We start from the raw sequence: 20684 nt of genomic DNA on the forward strand, positions 1-20684 counted from the left end.
ATATGGCTTACAATAAAGAGTATTTATTGTTGAAAATAATAGAAATACAAAATGTAGTTTTGGAAGAAAAGAAAAAGGGGTGGCGGAATCAAAAACAAATATATGAAGAACTTATCGCCCCGAAATATTTTATATCTAAATCGACTTTTGATAAGTATCTGGGCCGGAATGCAAAAAAAGAATTGGCGGAGTTAAAAGAACGTAACAGGCTGAAAGATATTGCAGCCGGGGAACGCGAAAAGGTTATTGACAGAGGGGGGTGTTATGTCTAAAAAAAACAAAGTACCCCGGTTTAAGGATATCGCGCAAAAATTAGAACGGGCACGGCCAGTAATAGCAGGGGTCGAGGGTGTTAATCATTTTAAACATAGCTTTGTGAATAATGGTTTTACCGATACTTCCCTTACTCCATGGCCTAACAAAGTCAGCCCTTTGGGTGGAAAAAGGATTTTGCAAGGTAGGACCAATTCTATGAACCTGATGCAAAGTATTCGTGTAATGGAAAGAAGCTTAGATCATTGCGTGGTAGGTACTGATATTCCATATGCCGGATTTCATAATGAGGGGGCAATTATCCGGGTGAGTATGAAAATGAAAAAATGGTGGTGGTATCAATATTATTTGCTTGCTCCTAGGGTTATGAAAAATAAAAACGGAACAATAAGCAAAGGCCGGAATAATGCCAGGGCTAACGCTAAAGCTCAATTTTGTAAAACAATGGCTTTAAAGAAAGTGGGCTCGGTGATTAGAATACCTAAGAGACAGTTTATAGGCGTCAGCGAAACTCTAAATAATAAAATGGTATGGGTTTATTACGATTATTTAAATGAATTGATAGCGAAGGCAAATATAAAGTAACTCCAATGTGCTAAAAAATAAAAGGGCGGGTGAGTTAACCCGTCCTTTTTCTTTGGCAGATTCTTGGCGTTTCCCCCGCGAACCGTAGATATGCCATAGCAGAGCCTTAGGCGGTTATCTGAATGCAAAGATATAGAAATAATCGGCTGATTATCAAATAAAATTGTAAGGTTTATAATAAAAAGGCGCGTTTGTTGTGTCTTATAATACCAAATTAAACAAGTATATGAAAGAAAAAAAAATAACGTTAGAGCAAATTGATTACAATCTACTAAAGAAAAAGGCTTACGACCTTGTAGTTATACAAGGCAGACCACAAAAGGAAGCCGCTAATATCCTTAACCTTTCGGAGAAAACATTGTCCGTATGGTCTAAATCAGGGAATTGGCAGGAGTTAAAAGCAGATAACGAAATAGTGAATTTTCGCAAATTTCTTAGTGATAAGATTTTTGACCTGATGGCAGATATTGCCCTTATTGATGATAAGGAGTTGAGAACCCGCATTGCTAACAAACTAACCGGAAAAGGGGGTGTATTATAAGTATATTGAAAAAATATATCCTCAAAAACTTGCATATCCAAAACTAAATACCTTACTTTGCTTTCGACTATTACATATTAATCTTGGGCAAAAGAAATCAACCGATTTTATTTTAACAAGATATAAGGGAACGCCCCTATGGTGGTTAGAACGAAAGAACTAACAACTTATTCGCCCTGCGTATATGTGATAGTCACACCTACGGGGGCGTTCTTATTTTATCGCAATTCTTATAAAATGACTATCAATAAGAATTCAACAAAGGCTTACAAACTGCCTAAAATCAAAGTTTCGTACAACGCCGACCCATCGGACAAAATGAAAACAATAATCAATATGGAAGACGCCGCAAAAACATTCTTACCGGTATTCAACGGGTTTATGAGGCATCACGAGGAAGTATGGGTTATGTACCTGAACCACGGACTAAAGATTATAGGCGTATCGCAGATAAGTAAGGGGGGCTATTCCGGGACGGTTATAGATATCCGTATAATCATCCAAATAGCGTTACAGTGCAACGCATCGGGTATTATAATGGCGCATAACCATCCGTCGGGTAACCTGAAAGAAAGTAGCGATGATATAGAGTCTATGAACTCCCTGAAGACAGCTTGCGGCTATTTAAATATAAATCTAGTGGATAACCTGATACTTACCGACATGGGCTATAATAGTATGATGTTAGACAAGATAAAGTTTTGGATAAGTTGAACAACAGGGCTTAATCTTTTTAACATATTTATAAAAGAGCATTGTGTTATCACAATGCTCTTTTATATTTCAAATATACTATTTTAATTAATATATTGCTGTCTTTTTGCTATATGTTTAAATATGTAAATTTTGTACATTTGGTTCTGTGTTTTGTGCGATTTGGTTTTTGCAATAATATTTACAGAGAGGGTAAAAAGTAATAAGTAAAAAAGTGTAACCTTTGTTACCTTTTAACAGTTACAAGTTACTGTGCCCTTCGGGCAGTTACGAGTTACAAGTAAACAAGGTACAAGTAGACGAGATACGAGATACAAGTTGTTAACTGATGACTGTTTACTGTTTACTGTTCACTGAAACAAGTGTTACTTTTGTTACCTTTTTTTACAATAGCTTATTTACAGCCTCTAATTGAACGATTTTTCACCTATAATTACGGGATATATTACAGATATTTGAACTTGAATTGAAATATCATTTTATTTACACGAATGAAAACCATGAAATCTAAATTTTTAATTTTTCTTTTTATCTTAGTCCTGTCCGTACCCTCTTATGCTCAGGAGTACAAATCGGGAGCTGTGGAAAAAGACTATGTAGCTTATCTGTTTGCTTATTTTACAGGAAATAAGGTGGAAGAAGAGGCGATCCATTTTGCCATCAGCGCGGATGGATATAATTATAAATCATTGAATGGCAATAAGCCGGTAATTGATTCCAAACTAATCAGTTCGACAGGAGGTGTCCGCGATCCGCATATATTGAGATGTGAGGACGGAAAAACCTTTTATATGGTGGTGACGGATATGACATCGTCGAAAGGCTGGGATTCGAACCGGGCGATGGTCTTGTTGAAGTCGGCGGATCTGGTAAACTGGTCGTCGAGTATCATAAATATTCAACATAAATATTCAGGGCAGGAAGACCTGAAGCGGGTATGGGCTCCGCAAACCATTTATGATCCCGAAGCAAAGAAATACATGGTTTACTGGTCGATGAAGCATGGCGGCGGTCAGGATATTATATATTATGCCTATGCGAATGCAGACTTTACCGATTTTGAGGGAGAACCGAAACAGTTGTTCTTTCCTGAGAACGGGAAATCGTGTATAGACGGGGATATTATCCTGAAAGACGGCACTTTCCATATGTTTTACAAAACCGAAGGACATGGCAATGGTATAAAGCTGGCCACGACCAACTCGCTGACTTCGGGCAAATGGACGGAACATGAAGGTTATAAACAGCAGACTCAGGAGGCTGTAGAGGGTTCCGGTGTATTCAGACTGATAAATACAGATACTTATATACTGATGTATGATGTGTATATGAAAGGTAAGTATCAATTTTGCGAAAGTAGCGATCTGGAGAATTTCCGTGTTATAGACCACGAGATATCGATGGATTTCCATCCCCGCCATGGTTCGGTTATTCCGGTGACACGCCGGGAGCTAAAGGCATTGACGGCTAAATGGGGTATGCCGGAAGGTTTTCCCCCGACAGGGAATAATCCGGTGCTTACGGGCTATTATGCCGATCCTGATATTATATATTCCAATAAAACAAAGAAATATTATATCTATCCCACCAGCGACGGGTTTGATGGCTGGGGCGGTTACTACTTCAAGACCTTCTCATCGGACAACCTGAAAGACTGGACGGATGAAGGGGTGATACTCGACCTGAAAAAAGATGTTTTCTGGGCCAACAGGAATGCATGGGCTCCGTGTATTGAAGAGAAGAAAGTAAATGGTAAATATAAATATTACTATTATTTCACTGCCGCGCAGAAGATCGGGGTGGCGGTTGCCGATGATCCGGCAGGCCCGTTCGTAGATTCGGGTAAAGCACTGATCGATTTCAGGCCGGAAGGTATAAAGGGCGGTCAGGAGATAGACCCCGATGTATTTACCGACCCGAAGACGGGCAAGAGTTATCTCTATTGGGGTAACGGATATATGGCTGTGGCTGAACTGAATAAAGACATGGTGTCTATAAAGAAGGAAACGGTTAAGGTACGTACTCCTGACAGGACATTCCGTGAGGCTATTTCGGTCTTTTATAGAAAAGGGACGTATTACTTCCTTTGGTCGGAGGACGATACACGGAGCGAAAATTACCGTGTAAGGTACGGCACATCTACATCGCCTACAGGAGTTATCACTATCCCCGAAAACAATCTGATCCTGGCAAAAGACGCAGCAAAAGGCATTTACGGGACAGGTCATAATTCGGTGTTGCAAATACCGGGTAAGGATGAATGGTATATCGTATATCATCGTTTCAACCGTCCCAACGGGATAAAGATGGGAGATGCGGCCGGTTTTCACCGGGAAGTATGTATCGATAAAATGGAGTTTGATACGGATGGCAGTATCAAAGCAGTAGTGCCGACGTTATGAAATCTTGAAATCATATACTATAGGTTTTCTGGTTTTTAGGCTTTTAAGGTAAGGGCCGGATAATATCATGATCTGGTCATATGTTATTCCGGCCTTTTGGTTCATTATCCTGCATTCCGCTGGAAATCGCTGGGGGTCACATTGAATTCTAGTTTGAAGCATGACGTGAAGTACTTAGGGTCTGAGAATCCTACCGAATAGGCGACCTCCGATATGGATATGGACCTGTCTTTCAGCATCTGGCAGGCGTGTTTAAGCCTGATGTTGCGGATAAACTCGATAGGAGAAAGTCCTGTCATCGTCTTTATCTTACGGTACAGGGAAGACTTGGACATGTTCAGATGCTCGGCAAATGTATTGACATCGAACTCGGGTTCGGACAGATGCTCCTCTATTATCTTTATTGCATTATTGAGGAATTGTTCATCAATAGAAGGGTATTCGAGGGTAGAGATGTTTATCTCCACATTGGTCTTAAACTCTTCCTGTTTATCTTTCTTGTTGGCAAGGAAATTGTTGATGCGGGCATCCAGTACTTTCAGGTCAAAAGGTTTCGATATATATCCGTCAGCACCGGCATTGTAGCATTCTATGCGGTCGTCGGTACTGTTTTTGGCAGTAAGTAGTATGACCGGGATATGGCTGGTTTCGAGATCTTTCTTCAATATGCGGCAAAGTTCCAGACCGTCCATACGGGGCATCATGACGTCGCTGATTACGATATCTATGGCGTTGTCTTTTATACGGTCCAATGCTTCAACTCCATTAGGCGCTGTGAGTACATGGTAATGCTTCGACAGTATATTGCTGATAAGTGTAAGTAGTTCTTCATTGTCTTCGACCAGTAATACGGTCGTGCGTTCTTTGACATCCTGATTATTTGCATTCAGATCATCTCCCGAAGGTTCTTCCAGTGACATCAGGTCTATATTCTTTTCATATACGATGACCTGATCGGACTTACCCATTTCAGAATCGTTATAACTTTCTTTATCTATCGGGATGTCGATGATGAATGTGGTCCCGGTGTTTACCTCGCTTTCCACGCTTATTGTTCCGTGATGCAGGTCTACAAGGTCTTTGGTAAGAGATAGTCCGATACCGTTCGTATCACTGGCTTCGCTCATCTTATTGGTGTAGAAGCGCGTGAAGATATTCGCCAGGTCTTCTTTAGCTATTCCTACCCCCGTATCACTTATCCTTATTTGCAGGTATGGATGATTGTTGCTCAGGTATTTGTTCAGGTTTATCTCTACTTTCCCGTTTCGCGGAGTATATTTATAGGCATTGGATAACATGTTGAATACGACTTTGTCTACTTTGTCGGCGTCGAAATATCCTTGTATATGATTAGGTTGGGAGCTGAAAGTGAACTCTATGTCTTTTTTCTTCATCAATGGCAGAAAGTTGGTATAGCATATATCGCGGATGAATGTAACCGCTTCGCCCTGCGATATTTTGAGCTTCATATTCCCGCTTTCTACTTTCCGGAAGTCTAAAACCTGTTGTAGTAAACGTTTCAGGCGGTTTACGCTCGAGCGCATCGTGTCAAACTGGGTAATTTTACTTTTGTACGTGATTTCGGCATCATCGATCAGGCAGGATATGATGGTCAATGGCGTAAGGAAATCATGCGAGATGTTGGTGAAATAGCGGAGTTTGGTCTGTGTGAGTTCTTCCGACTTGTCTTTGTCTATTTGGGCTATTTTCAGTTCGTTGCGAAGTTTTATCCTGTTCTTTATAATTCTGTATGTCCAGTAGATCGCGGCGAGCAATAACACAATATAGATGGCATATGCCCACCATGTTTCATAGAATGCGGGGCGTTTATATATCATAAGCCTAGTGATCTCGCTGCTCCATAGCCTGTTTTCGTCGGTGGCCTTGATATAAAATACATGGGAGCCTTTACTTAACTGATTGTATATTGCAAACTGGCGGTCGTTTTCTGTATAAACCCAATCGTCGTCCACGCCTTCCATTTTGTAGGCATACTGAATCTTTGAGGGGAATGTGTAGTCGAGAGAAGAAAAGTCAATCTCGATATTCTTATCATCAGGTTCGAAAGTCAGGGACTGTGAGGTTATATCGAATCGGTGGTTCTTATTTCCCTGAAAAACGGATGAATTGTTGATCTTTATATCTGTGATGAAAGTCCGGGTTTGTTTAGCTTGTTCGGATAAGGTTTCGGATGGTGTAAATACCGAAATCCCCTTATTTCCGCCGAAGTATATTTTCCCGTTTTTACTCTTGAAACAGGAATTGACCAGAAACGAGTTGACGATAACCCCGTCCGTACCGGAATAATTTTTAGAGGCTCCGTTTTCCGGATTGTATTCTGTAATACGCTTGTTGGTGGATACCCATACATGGCCGAAGTTGTCGGTGACGATATTAAGTATAGCTTCGCCGGTCATCTTCAGCGATTCGGATACGTCTTTGAATTGCCGGCTGATGAGATCATAGGCTATGATGCTGCCTTCTTTAGTACCCATCCAGACTTTACCGTTTATATCGGCGCAGACGGATTCGATATTGTTGCTCGGCAGATTGTTCCCTTCCTTGTTGAAATTCTTTATTTGGGATTTCCCGGTCTGGAAGTTTCCGGTCATAAGTATCTGAGATAAGCCGGATGTTTTACTGCTGATCCAGATCGTCCCTCTTGTATCTTCCGTTATTCCCGAAATAGTACCGAGGGAAAAGCTTACCACTTCTATATTGTCTTTATTATATGGCTTGATGAGAAGACCTGTAGAGGTTACTATCCAGATATTGTTATTCCGATCTTCAAAAAATATACGGGGATTACCTGCATCTGAAGCAATGGTTGATAAGTCGATACTTCTGGAAACGACGATATTATCTTTATCCTTTTTCATGCAGTAAATTCTCGCCTCATTTTCAGGACCTATCCATATTTCATCTGGAATAGAACGAAACTGGGATATGCAACTAACATTGCCCAGCATCGGAAGATTTTTCAATTGGGGGTAATCCGAATATAAACGTATGCTGTTCTTTTCAGGATTGAATATTCCTAAGCCCCAGCGGTTTTGATTTACCCAAATATCACCATCTTCGTCTACGCTGATAGCGGTTATGTTTGGAGTTATTCCAGTCCGTTCCTTGATGGATGAAATGGAGTAGTTTTTGATGACAGGCCGGTCGAAATTGATAGTAAGCACACCTTCGCTGAAAGTGGCGATCCACAGGTTGCCGGTCCTGTCTTTTATTATTTCGCTGTATATGTTGTTAGACTCTTTGAAGAGGTAAGATATATCGATGTTCTTCAACTTACCATCCTTATCATATTCAAAAGCATGCAGGCCGGAAATAGACATTACCCATATATAACCATGCGTATCATCCTGTACAATACTGAAAAATGTATTTTCCGCCAATTGTCGTTCTTTATTGAAAACCTCCTGCCGGACATATATTTCATCGCCTTCTTTATCCGGATTGAATAGAAACAGGCCATCGCCCCACGTACACACCCAGTATTGCTTTCTGCAGTCCTGGTATATTCTGAAAGGGTTGTTGCCGTTTCCAATCTGAGGGTAGTGTTTGAATGTATCATCTTTGGGATTGTATTTGTATATGCCACTTCCCCATAATGCTATCCACAGACTGCCGTCGGGGGCTTCGTAGATAGAGTTGATATTTGTGGCAGGGAGTTCGTTGTTATATTTCTTTTTCAGTGTCAGATCCGGATTATAACATAATACACTACTCCGTGTCCCCACCCATATATTGCCATCCGAAGCGACCAGAAGCGTTTCTATATTCTGATTCAATACCTCCTTATCTTGCAGCATCGAGATCGTGTATGTCTTTTTATCCAGAATATTTATCCCATTCCGCGTGCCTATCCACAAGCGGTTGTTTTTATCTTCTGCCAGACATGAGATGTCGTTGTTTGCAATAAGGTTGGGATTGTTCAGATTGGAGCGGAATGTCAATATACGGTATCCGTCATATCTGCACAATCCATCTAAAGTTCCAAACCACATAAATCCTTCTTTATCCTGAAGTATCCGGCGGATGGAGTTTGACGGCAGCTGGCTTATAAGAGGCATGGGCCTTACAGATATCTGTTTTGCCTGGATATTCTGAAGGGCAAGAACAAATAACATAAAATATATCCCGTGTCGTTTTAAGAAATAAAACATGTTGAATTCGGTATTAGGTTTTAGGAAATACAATATTAAAAATAATAATTGTTATTTTTACACCAATAAAGTATTAAAAGTACATTTTTTTAGAAAATGGAACGATTTCTACCTTATATGAATGATTTGTATACCCTGATGCGGTTCTGATTTCATTATATTTGTAGAATATAGGATGCGCTCCGGTATAGCTCGAAGTAAACTTTGACTCTGCCTCCGGCTTTCTCTATATTTGTGGCATTGCAAGATAATCTCTTATATATAACAATCAAAAACTAAAACATGAAAAAAACACTCTTTTTGCTTTCAGTGTTTCTGTGCTCAGGTCTTTTTGCCCAGAATAACGTCCCTGATTGGGAAAATCCGGAAGTTTTTGCAGTAAATAAGGAAGAAACCCGTGCAACGTCATTGCCTTATCCGGATGATAAACTTGCCTTAACGGATGATTATACGGCATCGCCTTACTATCAGTCGCTGGATGGAATGTGGAAATTCCACTGGGTACCTAAGATCACAGAAGTTCCGGACGGATTTTATAAGGAAAACTATGATGCGGGCAAGTGGGTAAACATGCCTGTACCGGGCAATTGGGAATTCAATGGTTACGGCATTCCGATGTATGTAAATACCGGCTTCGGATTCAGAAAAAATCCGCCGTATATCGATAGGGAAGATTCGCCTACGGGGGCGTACCGTCACGAATTCAATATCCCTGACAATTGGGACGGACGTCGTGTATTCATTCATTTCGACGGAGGTACGAATTCGATGTATATATGGGTAAACGGACAAAAAGTAGGTTATACCGAAAATGCCAAAAGCCCGGCTGAATTCGATATTACGAAATATATACGCAAGGGTAAAAATTTACTGGCTTGCGAAGTCCATAAATTCAGTGACGGCTCATACCTAGAAGATCAGGATATGTGGCGCCTTGGAGGTATAAACAGGAGCGTATATCTATATAGCACAGCGCAGACTCGTATATGGGATTTCTTTGCTCATCCCGATCTGGATAAGACCTACAAGAACGGGGTATTCGGTGTGGATGTCAAACTGAAGAATTATACGAATGCAGCGCAAGCCCAAACTGTAGATGTAGCGATAATCGATAATACAGGAAAGAAGGTATTCGGCAAGTCTCAGAAAACTACTATTCCGGCAGAGAGTACCAGTGACCTGTCATTTTCAGGAAATGTATCAAATCCGTTGAAATGGACAGCCGAAACACCGAACCTTTATACTATGCTGATTACATTAAAGGATGGTAAAGGCAATATGGTGGAGGCGACTTCGCACAAAATAGGATTCCGTAAGATTGAAATAAAAGACGGACAACTGTTTGTCAACGGCAAAAAAGTATTCTTTAAAGGAGTGAACCTGCATGAGTTCAATACAAATACGGGACAGGTAGTTACCCGCAAAGAAATGATGCGTAACCTGCAACTGATGAAAGAACTGAATATAAATGCTGTGCGTACATCCCACTATCCGCAACAACCGCTTTGGTATAAGCTTTGTGACGAGTATGGTATTTATCTGATAGACGAAGCAAACCTTGAATCACATGGTTTGGGTTATGGTCCGGATAATGTATCGAACTTCCCTGAATGGCATGCTGCGCATATGGACCGTATCATCCGTGCGGTAGAACGTGACAAGAATCATGCTTCGGTTATTTTCTGGTCGCTGGGTAATGAGGCCAGCAACGGCAAAGCGTTCTTCGATATGTACGATTGGGCAAAGGCCAGAGACAACAGCCGTCCGGTACAATATGAACAGGCATATCAGAGAGACCGCAACACGGATATTATCTGTCACATGTACCCTTCATGGGAAAATATGAAACGTGACGCGGCCAAAGATTTGGGCCGTCCGTATATCATGTGCGAGTATGCGCATGCAATGGGTAATAGTATGGGTAATTTCCAGGAGTACTGGGATTTGATGCGTTCAAGTAAAAATATGCAGGGAGGTTTTATCTGGGAATGGTACAATCACGGATACCCGGCTAAGGACGAACAGGATCGTTTCTACTGGGCATACGGTGGTGACCTGAAAGGATATAATAAGATGAATGACGGGAACTTTGTTGCCGACGGTCTTATCAGCCCTGACCAGAACTATATACCACACACCCACATCGTGAAGAAGGTATATCAGAATATCTTATTCGAAGCTAAAGATCTGAATAATGGTATAATCACTGTAATCAACGACTTCAAGTTTACCGACCTTACCAATAAGAATTATACTTATAAATGGGTATTGTTGAGAAACGGAGAGAAGGCCGGCGAGGGTACATTCGATATTACTGTACCTGCCGACTCGCGGAAAGATATCAAACTGAACATCCCTGCGATAAAAGCAGAAGCCGGAACTGAATACTATCTTCAGGTATTTGCATATAGCAAGGAAGATACATCGTTTATCAAAGCCGGATTTGAAGTAGCTAAAGGTGAATTTGCTTTCGCTTCCAATAATTATTTTGCACAATCGTCTGACGAATCGGGTTCTTTGACTATAGATAAAAAAGACGACAAGATCATCGTGACATCGGGAACTCTGGCTTATGAATTCTCTTCTAAGGACGGTCGCAGCTTGCTTTCTATGACTAATGACGGAAAGAAAGTATTCAACGAACTCCCTCGTTTGAACTTCTGGCGAGCTCCTACGGATAACGACTTCGGAGAATGGGTACAGTATAACCTGCGTTTGTGGGATGCTGCCGGACATAATATTGTATATACGTTCAAAGGTTCGCAAGAGGCTAACGGGGGGATTACGGTTAATTACGAAGCCAAGCTGAAAGGAATTGAAGCGAAAGTTGACTTGGCTTATACCGTGAATAAAGACGGAAGCCTCACTACATTGGCTAACTACAAAGCCTTGGCAGACGATCTTCCTGAGATGGTACGTTTTGGTATGATTATGACCCTTCCGAAACAAACGGACGACTTCACATGGTATGGACGCGGCCCGTGGGAGAATTATATTGACCGTAACCATGATACATTTATGGGTATCTGGAATGGTAAGGTCGAAGAGCAGGCTTTTGCTTATTACCGTCCGCAAGAGACAGGTAATAAGACAGATGTTCGCTGGCTGACATTGAAGAATAAAGACGGTAAAGGCATTAAAGTTACGGGAGTACAGCCTTTATCGGTCAGTGCGACCAACAACAGGCCGGAAGACCTCGACCCGGGCATGACCAAGAAACAACAGCATGCTTCCGATATTCTGCCCCGTAATGAGACCGTGTTGTGTGTCGATCTATTCCAGCGCGGAGTGGCAGGACTGAATTCATGGGGTGCAAGTCCGCTCGAACCATACAGGTTTTTTGGAAAAGAATACACATATGGCTACACAATCAGTATTATAAAATAGCCTGATTAGAAATATAAATTACAGACCTTGCCTGAAAAACAATTTCAGGCAAGGTTTTTTATAGCTGATTTTTAATCCTGAATGAAAAATCCCCCTTTTTGAATTAATTGAGCACTATCTGTTCTGATATTCTTCATCAAATTTGCAGCAATGAAATATGTCATTAATTTTAGACTATTATGTACCATGAAGAAAAGTAAATTATACCTCTTATTACCATTTTTTATCATATATACATCCTGTGCCGGAAACAACAGTTCAAAGCCGGATATTCCGGATGAAACTTTATCTGAAGCAGGTGTCATAGAGTTGATAAAAAAAGTAAATAATCATTGGCAATCTATACATCCCGAACATGAGAATTCATTCTGGCACAGAGCGGCATACCATACGGGAAATATAGCAGCCTATGAGATCACCGGTATGGATGAATATAAAGCATATTCAAAAGCATGGTCTGAAAAAAATGAATGGAAAGGGGCGAAATCCGACAATAAGGCAGAATGGAAATATAGTTATGGAGAAACCGATGAATATGTGCTGTTCGGAGACTTTCAGACTTGTTTTCAGGTGTACATAGACTTATACAATCTCGATGAAGGGAAAGACGAAACGAAAATAGCCCGCGCTAAAGAAGTAATGAAATATCAGATGTCTACCCCTCATGTAGATTACTGGTGGTGGGCCGACGGATTGTATATGGTGATGCCTGTGATGACACGGCTGTATAAGATTACGGGAGACCGGCAATATCTGGGTAAGTTATACGAGTATTTTGCCTATGCCCGCGACTTAATGTATGATAAAGAAAGCAGCTTGTTTTACCGCGATGCCAAATATATCTATCCAAAGCATAAGACAAAAAAAGGTCTCAAAGACTTTTGGGCCAGAGGCAACGGATGGGTTTTTGCCGCTATACCCAGAGTGTTGGCGGACTTGCCGGAAGACGATCCTCACAGGACCGAATATATACGAATATATAAAGACATGGCAAAGGCCATAGCTGCCTGCCAGCAAAAAGAAGGCTTCTGGAGTCGTAGCATGTTCGATCTGGAACAGGCGCCGGGTGCAGAAACCAGTGGAACGGCATTTTTCGCTTATGGTTTTCTATGGGGAGTGAATAATAACATATTGGATGAGGATACTTATAAACCGGTAATTGACAAGAGCTGGAAGTATCTGACAGAAACAGCTTTGCAACCTGATGGCTCGATAGGATATGTGCAACCGATAGGTGAAAGAGCCGACCAGCATAAAAATGTTGGGCCCGGCACAACTGCCGATTTCGGAGTAGGTGCTTTTCTTCTGGCAGCTACAGAAATGGCCCGGTACTTAAAATAAATTTTATACTTATGAAAAACAAATTATATACACTACTGACACTTACAGTTCTCCTTTCTTTACCATCATATGCAAATATGAATCAGAAAGACGAAGAACCAAATGATCGTACTTACTGGACAAATCTGCTTTACAAGATAGCCTCGCCTGTCCTTAGCAATATGAGCAAGGGTGAGTTGTCCAGGAATATGGAATTGGAATTAAGTCCGACATGGGACGGACGTGACAAACGTGTTTCATACATGGAATGCTTTGGCCGTCTGATGTCCGGACTGGCGCCATGGCTTAGTTTGCCGGACGATGATACTGCCGAAGGTAAACAACGGAAACAATTACGGGAATGGGCGCTCAAAAGTTATGCGCAGGCTGTTGATCCTGCCAGCCCCGATTATTTGTTGTGGCGGAACGAGGGGCAGCCATTGGTAGATGCCGCTTATATAGCTTCCAGTTTCCTGCGTGCGCCTGAGCAATTATGGGAACCTTTGGATGATTTGACGAAGAAAAGATACATTGAGGAATTTCAGCAATTGCGCCGTATCGACCCCCCTTATACAAACTGGCTTTTGTTTTCGGCAATGGTAGAGTCATTCTTGCTCTCTGTAGATGCGCAATGCGATATGTACCGTATTCACAGCGCTATACGCAAGATTGAGGAATGGTATGTGGGAGATAGCTGGTACTCGGATGGCTCACACTTTGCATTCGACTATTATAACAGTTTTGTTATTCAGCCTATGTATGTGCAGGTATTGGAAGTGCTTGTTGACCGGCAGATCAGGTTGCGCGACAAGAATCTGGCTGTGGTGCAAAAGAATCTCGACACGGCAAAAAAACGTATGCAACGCTTTGGTATCATACTCGAACGTTTTATCTCACCTGAGGCCACATTCCCTGCGTTCGGCCGTTCTATGACCTATCGTATGGGTGCATTTCAACCATTGGCTCTATTGTCATGGAAAGAATATTTACCGGAGGAGTTGCCGGAGGGACAAGTGCGTAATGCGTTAACATGTGTTATGAAGCGTATGTTCTCTATGGAGGGAAACTTTAATAAGGGAGGTTTTTTACAATTGGGATTTGCCGGGCATCAACCCGGTTTGGCCGATTGGTACACAAATAATGGAAGCTTGTATCTGACGGCTGAAGTATTTCTTCCTTTAGGTTTGCCTGCCAGCCACTCTTTTTGGACTTCCCCTGCTCAGGACTGGACAGAAAAGAAAGCCTGGAGCGGGCAATCATTCCCTAAAGACCATTCAATAAGGGATTAAAATGTAAAGAAGAATCAAATTTCATCCTTTTTGAATGAAATCACCCTTATGGAAACCTTTATTAATTATCAATTTTGCTATTACTTACTTAACTATTATCCAGATTACCATGGGAAAAATAATTCACAACAAAAGTCCTGTCTGATTAAACCCGGATTAATTACGATACCTCTGTTTAGAATCCAGAAAATACCATAAATCAATAATACTCTTTATGTAAAACACAATTCTGATTTTATGTATTATAAAACAAAAAATATAACAACAAATTATTCCATTTTTTCTTCTGAAAATTTGGATATTAGCCGTGTTTTGCTAGAGAGAGAGAGAGAGAGAGAGAGAGAGAGAGAGAGAGAGAGAGAGAGAGAGAGAGAGAGAGAGAGAGAGAGAGAGAGAGAGAGAGAGAAGAGAGAGAGAGAGAATATAATAAAAATAAACGAATTTATAGTCCGGAGATACAATTCTTCCCGGGACTATTGCACCTTTATTATATTATTCGATACAGGAAACTCTTATTCCGGATAGGGAAAAATATCCGGGATAAGAGCTTCCTGTATTTGTATTTAAGCATACAGGGTTAATAATGAACTCTATATCACGTAAATCGTAAGCGAAAAAACTAACCTATTACTTATTTAATTACTTAATTACTATGGGAAAATATACTTATTTAAAAAAGCAAAGTGAGGTATGCGGAAAGGCAGTACCAAAATCTTTCTTCTCATTTTTCTTATTGTTTGCATTCATAACCTTTTCATCGGGCATATTTGCGCAAGGCAGAACGGTGCAGGGTACGGTTTCTGATGCAAATACCGGTGAAGCCCTTATCGGCGTATCCGTTGTGGTGAAAGGCACGACTGTAGGTACTGTAACCGATATCGACGGGAAATTTTCATTGCCGGCAGCGGCTAATTCTACTCTTGTAATATCTTATGTAGGATATATCAAACAGGAAGTAAAAGTTGAAAATCAAACGAGTTTTCTGATAAAGCTGGAAGAAGATTCCAAGATGTTGGATGAGGTTGTTGTTATCGGTTATGGAACAATGCGCAAAAAAGACCTGACCGGTTCGATCGTACAAATTCGTCCGGACAGATTAGCGAATGAGAATCCGAAAACGGTTCAGGATATTCTTCGTGGAACACCCGGGTTATCGGTTGGATATAGTGCCGATGCTAAAGGCGGTGGTTCGATGAAGATACGGGGACAGCGTTCCGTATATGAAAAAGGCGGGCACAATGACCCGTTGATTATTCTTGATGGAATGATTTTTCAAGGAGAGTTGTCCGAAATCAATCCTGATGATATTGGTCAGATCGATGTATTGAAAGATGCTTCGGCTGCTTCTGTTTATGGAGCACGGGCAGCTAGCGGGGTTATTATTATTACTACTAAAAAAGGCCAGCAAGGTAAACCTGTCGTAAATATTAGCGCAAACTTTGGTGTTACAACAAAGAGTGACTATCGTAAAGTTTTCAGTCCCGATGGCTATATGCAATACCGCGAAGACTGGTACAAAACGGGTACCTACGGAGTGAATTCCGAAACAGGTAAATATGAAGCCTATCAGTCAGGTACTACTAAAGGAAAATATGGATATTATGATAATCCGAACAATTTATCCAAATACGGAGTTTCGCTTGATACCTGGCGTGGATATACTACCAATGCAACAGGCGAATCCGATGCCAGTATATATGGAAGGCGTTTAAACCTGAGCGATATAGTGCTTCAGAATTATATGGATAACAATTCATTCGATTGGTATGACCATACTTTCCGTACAGGGATCAACCAGGATTATAACGCCAGTGTTTCGGGGGCCAGTGACCGTATGAACTATTATATGTCTCTTGGATATCTGAAAAATGAAGGTGCTGTCGTGGGGAATGAATATCAATCAGTTCGGGCCAACTTGAAAGTAGAGGGTAAAGTAACCAAATGGCTTGAAATAGGAGCGAATGTAAACTTCCAGGATCGTAGTGACGGAGATATTCAGCCGGGACTGGGGCATAACTATTGGGATGCCAATCAGGTGCGTCTTAGCCCGTATGCATCCTATCGCGATAGTGATGGAAACTTAGTGTATCGTCCGATGGGAGCCAGTCAGAATTATGGCTGGAACTATGATTACAACCGTCAGTATATGGATCTGGAAAAAGGCTATCAGGTATTGAACAGTATTTTCACTGCTAAAGTAAAGCTACCTTTCAATATCACTTATTCCTTCAATGCATCACCGCGTTATCAGTATTTCTACGATCGTTATTTTGAATCGTCAAAACATCCGGATTGGGTAAGTACAGGCGGGTTGGCAAATCGTGAGCAGACAAAACGTTTCGACTGGTCGATCAACAATACAATTAATTGGGAACATACCTTTGCTCAAAAGCATATCGTGAATCTTACTCTGGTTCAGGAAGCAGAAGAGCAAAGATCTTGGAAAGACAGGGTTGAAGCCCGCAATATATTGCCTTCGGATGCTCTTGGATTCCATAATACGACCAATGGGGATAAACTGAAAAGTACATTTTCGTCTTATGATACTCACTATACGGGAGATGCCTTGTTTACGCGTTTATTTTACTCATATGACGAGCGGTATATGCTGACTGCGACTGTTCGCCGTGACGGTTATTCGGCGTTCGGCCAAAACTATCCGCATGCCACCTTTCCTTCGGCAGCGCTGGGTTGGTCATTTGTCAATGAAGAGTTCTTCAAATGGAAGCCGATGAGTACTGGAAAGTTGCGGGTTTCGTGGGGTAAAAATGGTAACCGCTCACTTGAAGATCCATATGTGTCGATTGCTAACCTTGAATCACCTACTAGTACGCAAGGATATCTGGACAGCTCCGGCAATCTGGTAAATATGAATTATTTGCGGATTAGCCGAATGGCGAATCCGAGTCTGCAATGGGAAAAGACGGAGGCTTTGAACTTCGGATTGGATTATGGATTCCTTAACGACCGCATAACAGGGAATATTGAATACTATCTGATGGATACCAAAGACATGATTATGCTTCAACGCCTGCCGGGCTTTACCGGATTTCCAAACATAACCACCAATCTAGGCAAGGTACAGAATCGGGGTATTGAGCTTGCGATTAGCTCTCTTAATATGAAAACTGATAATTTTGAATGGAGAACAACTGCCGGATTCTCTTACAATAAGAATGAGATTAAACACCTCTATTACCAATACGAGGATATTCTCGATACAAACGGAAATGTTATCGGATCTAAAGAAATGGACGATAAGAGCAGTAGAGATGGCCAAGGATGGTTCATAGGGCAATCGATAAATACAATCTGGAATTATCGTGTAACCGGTATCTGGCAGGCAGATGAAGTGGAAGAAGCCAAAAGACACGGGCAGAAACCGGGCGATCCGAAAGTAGCGAATACTTATACGGCAGACGATAAGGTTAATGCCGATGGCAGCATTACACCTGTGTATAATGATAATGATAAGGAATTCCTGGGACAAACGTCTCCTCCCGTTCATTGGTCGATCCGTAATGATTTTACATTGTGGAAGAATTTGAGCCTGTCCTTTAATATATATTCTTATATGGGCCACAAATCCCTGGAGACATACTATATGAACCAGGATAATGCGGGGTCACTGGTTACTAACGGTCTGAACACATATTTCAAGAAATACTGGACGCCTGAAAATCCTTCTAATAAGTACGGGCGTTTAGATGCACAAGGACCAGCCGGAGCTACTGCTCCCGGCAGACTCCACGATCGCTCATTTATTCGTCTCGAGAATATATCGGTGGGCTATACATTACCTAAACAATGGATACAAAAATTTGATGTGGAAAATGTTAAAATTTTTGGATCTGTCCGCAATGTGGCCGTATGGAAAAAAGACTGGGAGTATGGCGATCCTGAAACAGGAGCCAGCGATAATGGAGGCTTGGCATCCCGTATTTATTCGATTGGTTTAAACTTAACCTTCTAAATTGTAATAAAACATGAAAAAGATATATAAGAACATGAAGAACAGATTATCGGCAATAGGGCTGATAACCGCAATGTGCAGTTCGTTATTTTTAGGAAGTTGTTCCGATGATTTCCTGAAACCAGATCCACTGTCATTCTACGAACCGGAGATTACATTTACTACCGAATCGGGTATGCAGGCCGTAATGGCTCAGGCTGATCGCCATCTCCGTTCCTATTGGACGAGTTTTGAAAACAGAAACATATCCGTACCCATCGGTACAGAGTATTTGTTTTCGGAACTGTCAGTGGCAAGTAAAACGGACGATGCGGCATTATTTGCGGACGTAGCTACACGGATGACACCTACAAGCGGGGCTGGATACGATGCGGGTGACTGGAGAAGCTATTTTTGGGACGAAGGTTATAACGGGGTAAAATATGCTAATACTATTACTACCTTCATTGATAACGTGTCAGGTTTGGATGAAGCAACCAAAAATGCTTATCTGGGCAGGGCATATTTTCACCGTTCATTTCGCTATCTTGCTATGGTTTTCCAATTTGGGGATATCCCTTTGATAACAAAAATCATCAAAGTACCGAAACAAAACTATCGATCTGCCAAAAAAGAGGCAATCCTGGAAATGATAACCAAAGATATGGAATTTGCCGTAGAATGGGTGCCGGACCAAAAAGATATGAAATATTCAGGAATGGTAAATAAAGGGGCTTGTCGTATGTTGCTTGTCAAATGTTATCTGGCTACAGGCCAGTTTCAGAAGGCAAAAGACCAGGCGGATATCCTGATCAACAGCTCCGGTTATTCATTGATGCAGGATAATTTCGGTTCTTTTGTGAATAGTTATTCACCTCAGACATGGAAAGTGACCCGTAATGTGATATGGGATCTGCACCGTCCTGAAAATAAGCTTACTGCTGCAAATAAAGAAGTGATAATGGGAATGGTGAACCGGGGCGCGACTGCAGGGTCAATGATCGAGTTCCTTACAATGCGTATTTTCGGGCCCAGTTATACGAGTGGATCAGACCTGAAGACACCTGACGGAAAGCAAGCAGTACAGAATTATGCCCGTAATAATACAAATTACCGGGCGAATTATGATTACATCAGGTCTATCGGACGTGGTATTGCTACATGGCGTCTGACCTGGTTTGCTACCAATGCAATGTGGAAAGTAAATGGGATGGACGATAAGGGCGATTTGCGTCACAACAGTACGGTCGGTAACTGGGGTAGAATGGATTCTATTAAGTATAACGACCCGTCATCTGCATGGTTTGGCAAGAATATTATGTTCAAACATCCGGATACAGGCACTCTATTGTGTACAGACTCCCTTCGTGTTTGGTTCGACTGGCCTCAGTACAAAATTTATTTGAATGATGTACTGGCGGAAGCTAATCAGGGTGCCAACCAGTTTAATGGAGCTACTAACGGAGGTATTGCCGACTGGTATCTTTACCGCCTGGCCGAAGCGTACCTTCTCCGTGCCGAAGCTAAGTTTTATCTGGGTGACCCGGCAGGGGCAGCTTCAGATGTAAACGAAGTGAGGAAGAGGGCCAAATGTACGGAATTATACACTACAGTGACTATCGGCGATATTATGGACGAACGCGCGCGTGAACTATATCTGGAAGAATGGCGTAATGTGGAGATGAAACGAGTTTCGTATTGCCTTGCCCTGAGCGGCAAGCCTGATGAATGGGGTAATACATATGATGTAAACACATTATATAAAGAGTCCGGTACCGATCTGAATGGGGGTAGTTACTGGTATAAGAGGGTAACACGCTATGGTATGTACAATCAGGGACCGAGAAGTGTCCGCCCTAATACATTCAATTACCAGATGGACAAATGTAACTTCTTATGGCCTATTCCGAATGCAGCGATTACAGCTAACAATAAAGGAGAGCTTAGCCAGAACTACGGTTATGATGGCTATGATGCTGCAACGCCTAAATGGGATTCTTGGCAGGATGCTGTCGCCGATGAAGATAAGATAAATTAAGATTTATTGTA

12 protein-coding genes are annotated in these 20684 nt (G+C 41.6%); 11 read left to right on the forward strand and 1 reads right to left on the reverse strand.

Annotated elements, in window-relative coordinates; translation table 11 throughout:
* The first annotated feature begins 2 nt into the window (after positions 1-2).
* The 5 genes from ACYQ3L_RS23925 to ACYQ3L_RS23945 all read left to right on the forward strand — a co-directional run bounded on the left by ACYQ3L_RS23925 (position 3) and on the right by ACYQ3L_RS23945 (position 4515).
* A complete protein-coding gene (locus tag ACYQ3L_RS23925) occupies positions 3-272 on the forward strand; it encodes a hypothetical protein (RefSeq protein ID WP_380002087.1) in 270 nt (89 codons plus the stop codon).
* Positions 265-858, forward strand: a complete 594-nt coding sequence (locus tag ACYQ3L_RS23930; RefSeq protein WP_380002089.1) for a hypothetical protein — start codon at positions 265-267, stop codon at positions 856-858. Before ACYQ3L_RS23925 ends, ACYQ3L_RS23930 begins: the two co-directional genes overlap by 8 nt.
* A gap of 226 nt (positions 859-1084) precedes the next feature.
* Positions 1085-1399: a helix-turn-helix domain-containing protein gene (locus ACYQ3L_RS23935; RefSeq protein WP_380002091.1), complete on the forward strand. Its 315-nt coding sequence runs from the start codon at positions 1085-1087 to the stop codon at positions 1397-1399.
* A gap of 138 nt (positions 1400-1537) precedes the next feature.
* Positions 1538-2113 (forward strand): JAB domain-containing protein, encoded by a 576-nt coding sequence (locus ACYQ3L_RS23940; protein ID WP_380002092.1) that lies wholly within the window; start codon positions 1538-1540, stop codon positions 2111-2113.
* 500 nt (positions 2114-2613) lie between these two features.
* Complete coding sequence (locus ACYQ3L_RS23945; RefSeq protein WP_379999588.1) at positions 2614-4515, forward strand: glycoside hydrolase family 43 protein; 1902 nt, start codon at positions 2614-2616, stop codon at positions 4513-4515.
* Positions 4516-4619: 104 nt separating this feature from the next.
* Here the strand turns inward: ACYQ3L_RS23945 and ACYQ3L_RS23950 are convergent, their stop codons facing one another.
* Positions 4620-8651 carry a two-component regulator propeller domain-containing protein gene (locus ACYQ3L_RS23950; protein ID WP_379999586.1) on the reverse strand — a complete coding sequence of 1344 codons (4032 nt, stop codon included), beginning with the start codon at positions 8649-8651 and terminating at the stop codon, positions 4620-4622.
* Positions 8652-8969: 318 nt separating this feature from the next.
* On the opposite strand from ACYQ3L_RS23950, the gene ACYQ3L_RS23955 reads away from it, so the two are divergent.
* From ACYQ3L_RS23955 to ACYQ3L_RS23980, 6 genes are all read left to right on the forward strand, one after another.
* Positions 8970-12074 (forward strand): glycoside hydrolase family 2 TIM barrel-domain containing protein, encoded by a 3105-nt coding sequence (locus ACYQ3L_RS23955; RefSeq protein ID WP_379999584.1) that lies wholly within the window; start codon positions 8970-8972, stop codon positions 12072-12074.
* A gap of 186 nt (positions 12075-12260) precedes the next feature.
* Positions 12261-13415, forward strand: a complete 1155-nt coding sequence (locus tag ACYQ3L_RS23960; RefSeq protein ID WP_379999582.1) for a glycoside hydrolase family 88/105 protein — start codon at positions 12261-12263, stop codon at positions 13413-13415.
* 11 nt (positions 13416-13426) lie between these two features.
* Positions 13427-14683 (forward strand): DUF2264 domain-containing protein, encoded by a 1257-nt coding sequence (locus ACYQ3L_RS23965; RefSeq protein ID WP_379999580.1) that lies wholly within the window; start codon positions 13427-13429, stop codon positions 14681-14683.
* 237 nt (positions 14684-14920) lie between these two features.
* Positions 14921-15208 carry a hypothetical protein gene (locus ACYQ3L_RS23970; RefSeq protein WP_459952490.1) on the forward strand — a complete coding sequence of 96 codons (288 nt, stop codon included), beginning with the start codon at positions 14921-14923 and terminating at the stop codon, positions 15206-15208.
* A gap of 127 nt (positions 15209-15335) precedes the next feature.
* Positions 15336-18656 carry a SusC/RagA family TonB-linked outer membrane protein gene (locus ACYQ3L_RS23975; RefSeq protein WP_379999576.1) on the forward strand — a complete coding sequence of 1107 codons (3321 nt, stop codon included), beginning with the start codon at positions 15336-15338 and terminating at the stop codon, positions 18654-18656.
* Positions 18657-18669: 13 nt separating this feature from the next.
* Positions 18670-20673 carry a RagB/SusD family nutrient uptake outer membrane protein gene (locus tag ACYQ3L_RS23980; RefSeq protein WP_379999574.1) on the forward strand — a complete coding sequence of 668 codons (2004 nt, stop codon included), beginning with the start codon at positions 18670-18672 and terminating at the stop codon, positions 20671-20673.
* Positions 20674-20684: the final 11 nt, after the last annotated feature.

The organism is Dysgonomonas termitidis (genome assembly GCF_054657735.1).

Bases quoted from the DNA above. Each gene is read 5' to 3' on its own strand.
- ACYQ3L_RS23975 (WP_379999576.1), top strand. From the start codon at position 15,336: ATGGGAAAATATACTTATTTAAAAAAGCAAAGTGAGGTATGCGGAAAG.
- ACYQ3L_RS23945 (WP_379999588.1), top strand. From the start codon at position 2,614: ATGAAATCTAAATTTTTAATTTTTCTTTTTATCTTAGTCCTGTCCGTA.
- ACYQ3L_RS23940 (WP_380002092.1), top strand. From the start codon at position 1,538: ATGGTGGTTAGAACGAAAGAACTAACAACTTATTCGCCCTGCGTATAT.
- ACYQ3L_RS23955 (WP_379999584.1), top strand. From the start codon at position 8,970: ATGAAAAAAACACTCTTTTTGCTTTCAGTGTTTCTGTGCTCAGGTCTT.
- ACYQ3L_RS23980 (WP_379999574.1), top strand. From the start codon at position 18,670: ATGAAAAAGATATATAAGAACATGAAGAACAGATTATCGGCAATAGGG.
- ACYQ3L_RS23930 (WP_380002089.1), top strand. From the start codon at position 265: ATGTCTAAAAAAAACAAAGTACCCCGGTTTAAGGATATCGCGCAAAAA.
- ACYQ3L_RS23970 (WP_459952490.1), top strand. From the start codon at position 14,921: ATGTATTATAAAACAAAAAATATAACAACAAATTATTCCATTTTTTCT.
- ACYQ3L_RS23925 (WP_380002087.1), top strand. From the start codon at position 3: ATGGCTTACAATAAAGAGTATTTATTGTTGAAAATAATAGAAATACAA.
- ACYQ3L_RS23965 (WP_379999580.1), top strand. From the start codon at position 13,427: ATGAAAAACAAATTATATACACTACTGACACTTACAGTTCTCCTTTCT.
- ACYQ3L_RS23960 (WP_379999582.1), top strand. From the start codon at position 12,261: ATGAAGAAAAGTAAATTATACCTCTTATTACCATTTTTTATCATATAT.
- ACYQ3L_RS23935 (WP_380002091.1), top strand. From the start codon at position 1,085: ATGAAAGAAAAAAAAATAACGTTAGAGCAAATTGATTACAATCTACTA.
- ACYQ3L_RS23950 (WP_379999586.1), bottom strand. From the start codon at position 8,651: ATGTTATTTGTTCTTGCCCTTCAGAATATCCAGGCAAAACAGATATCT.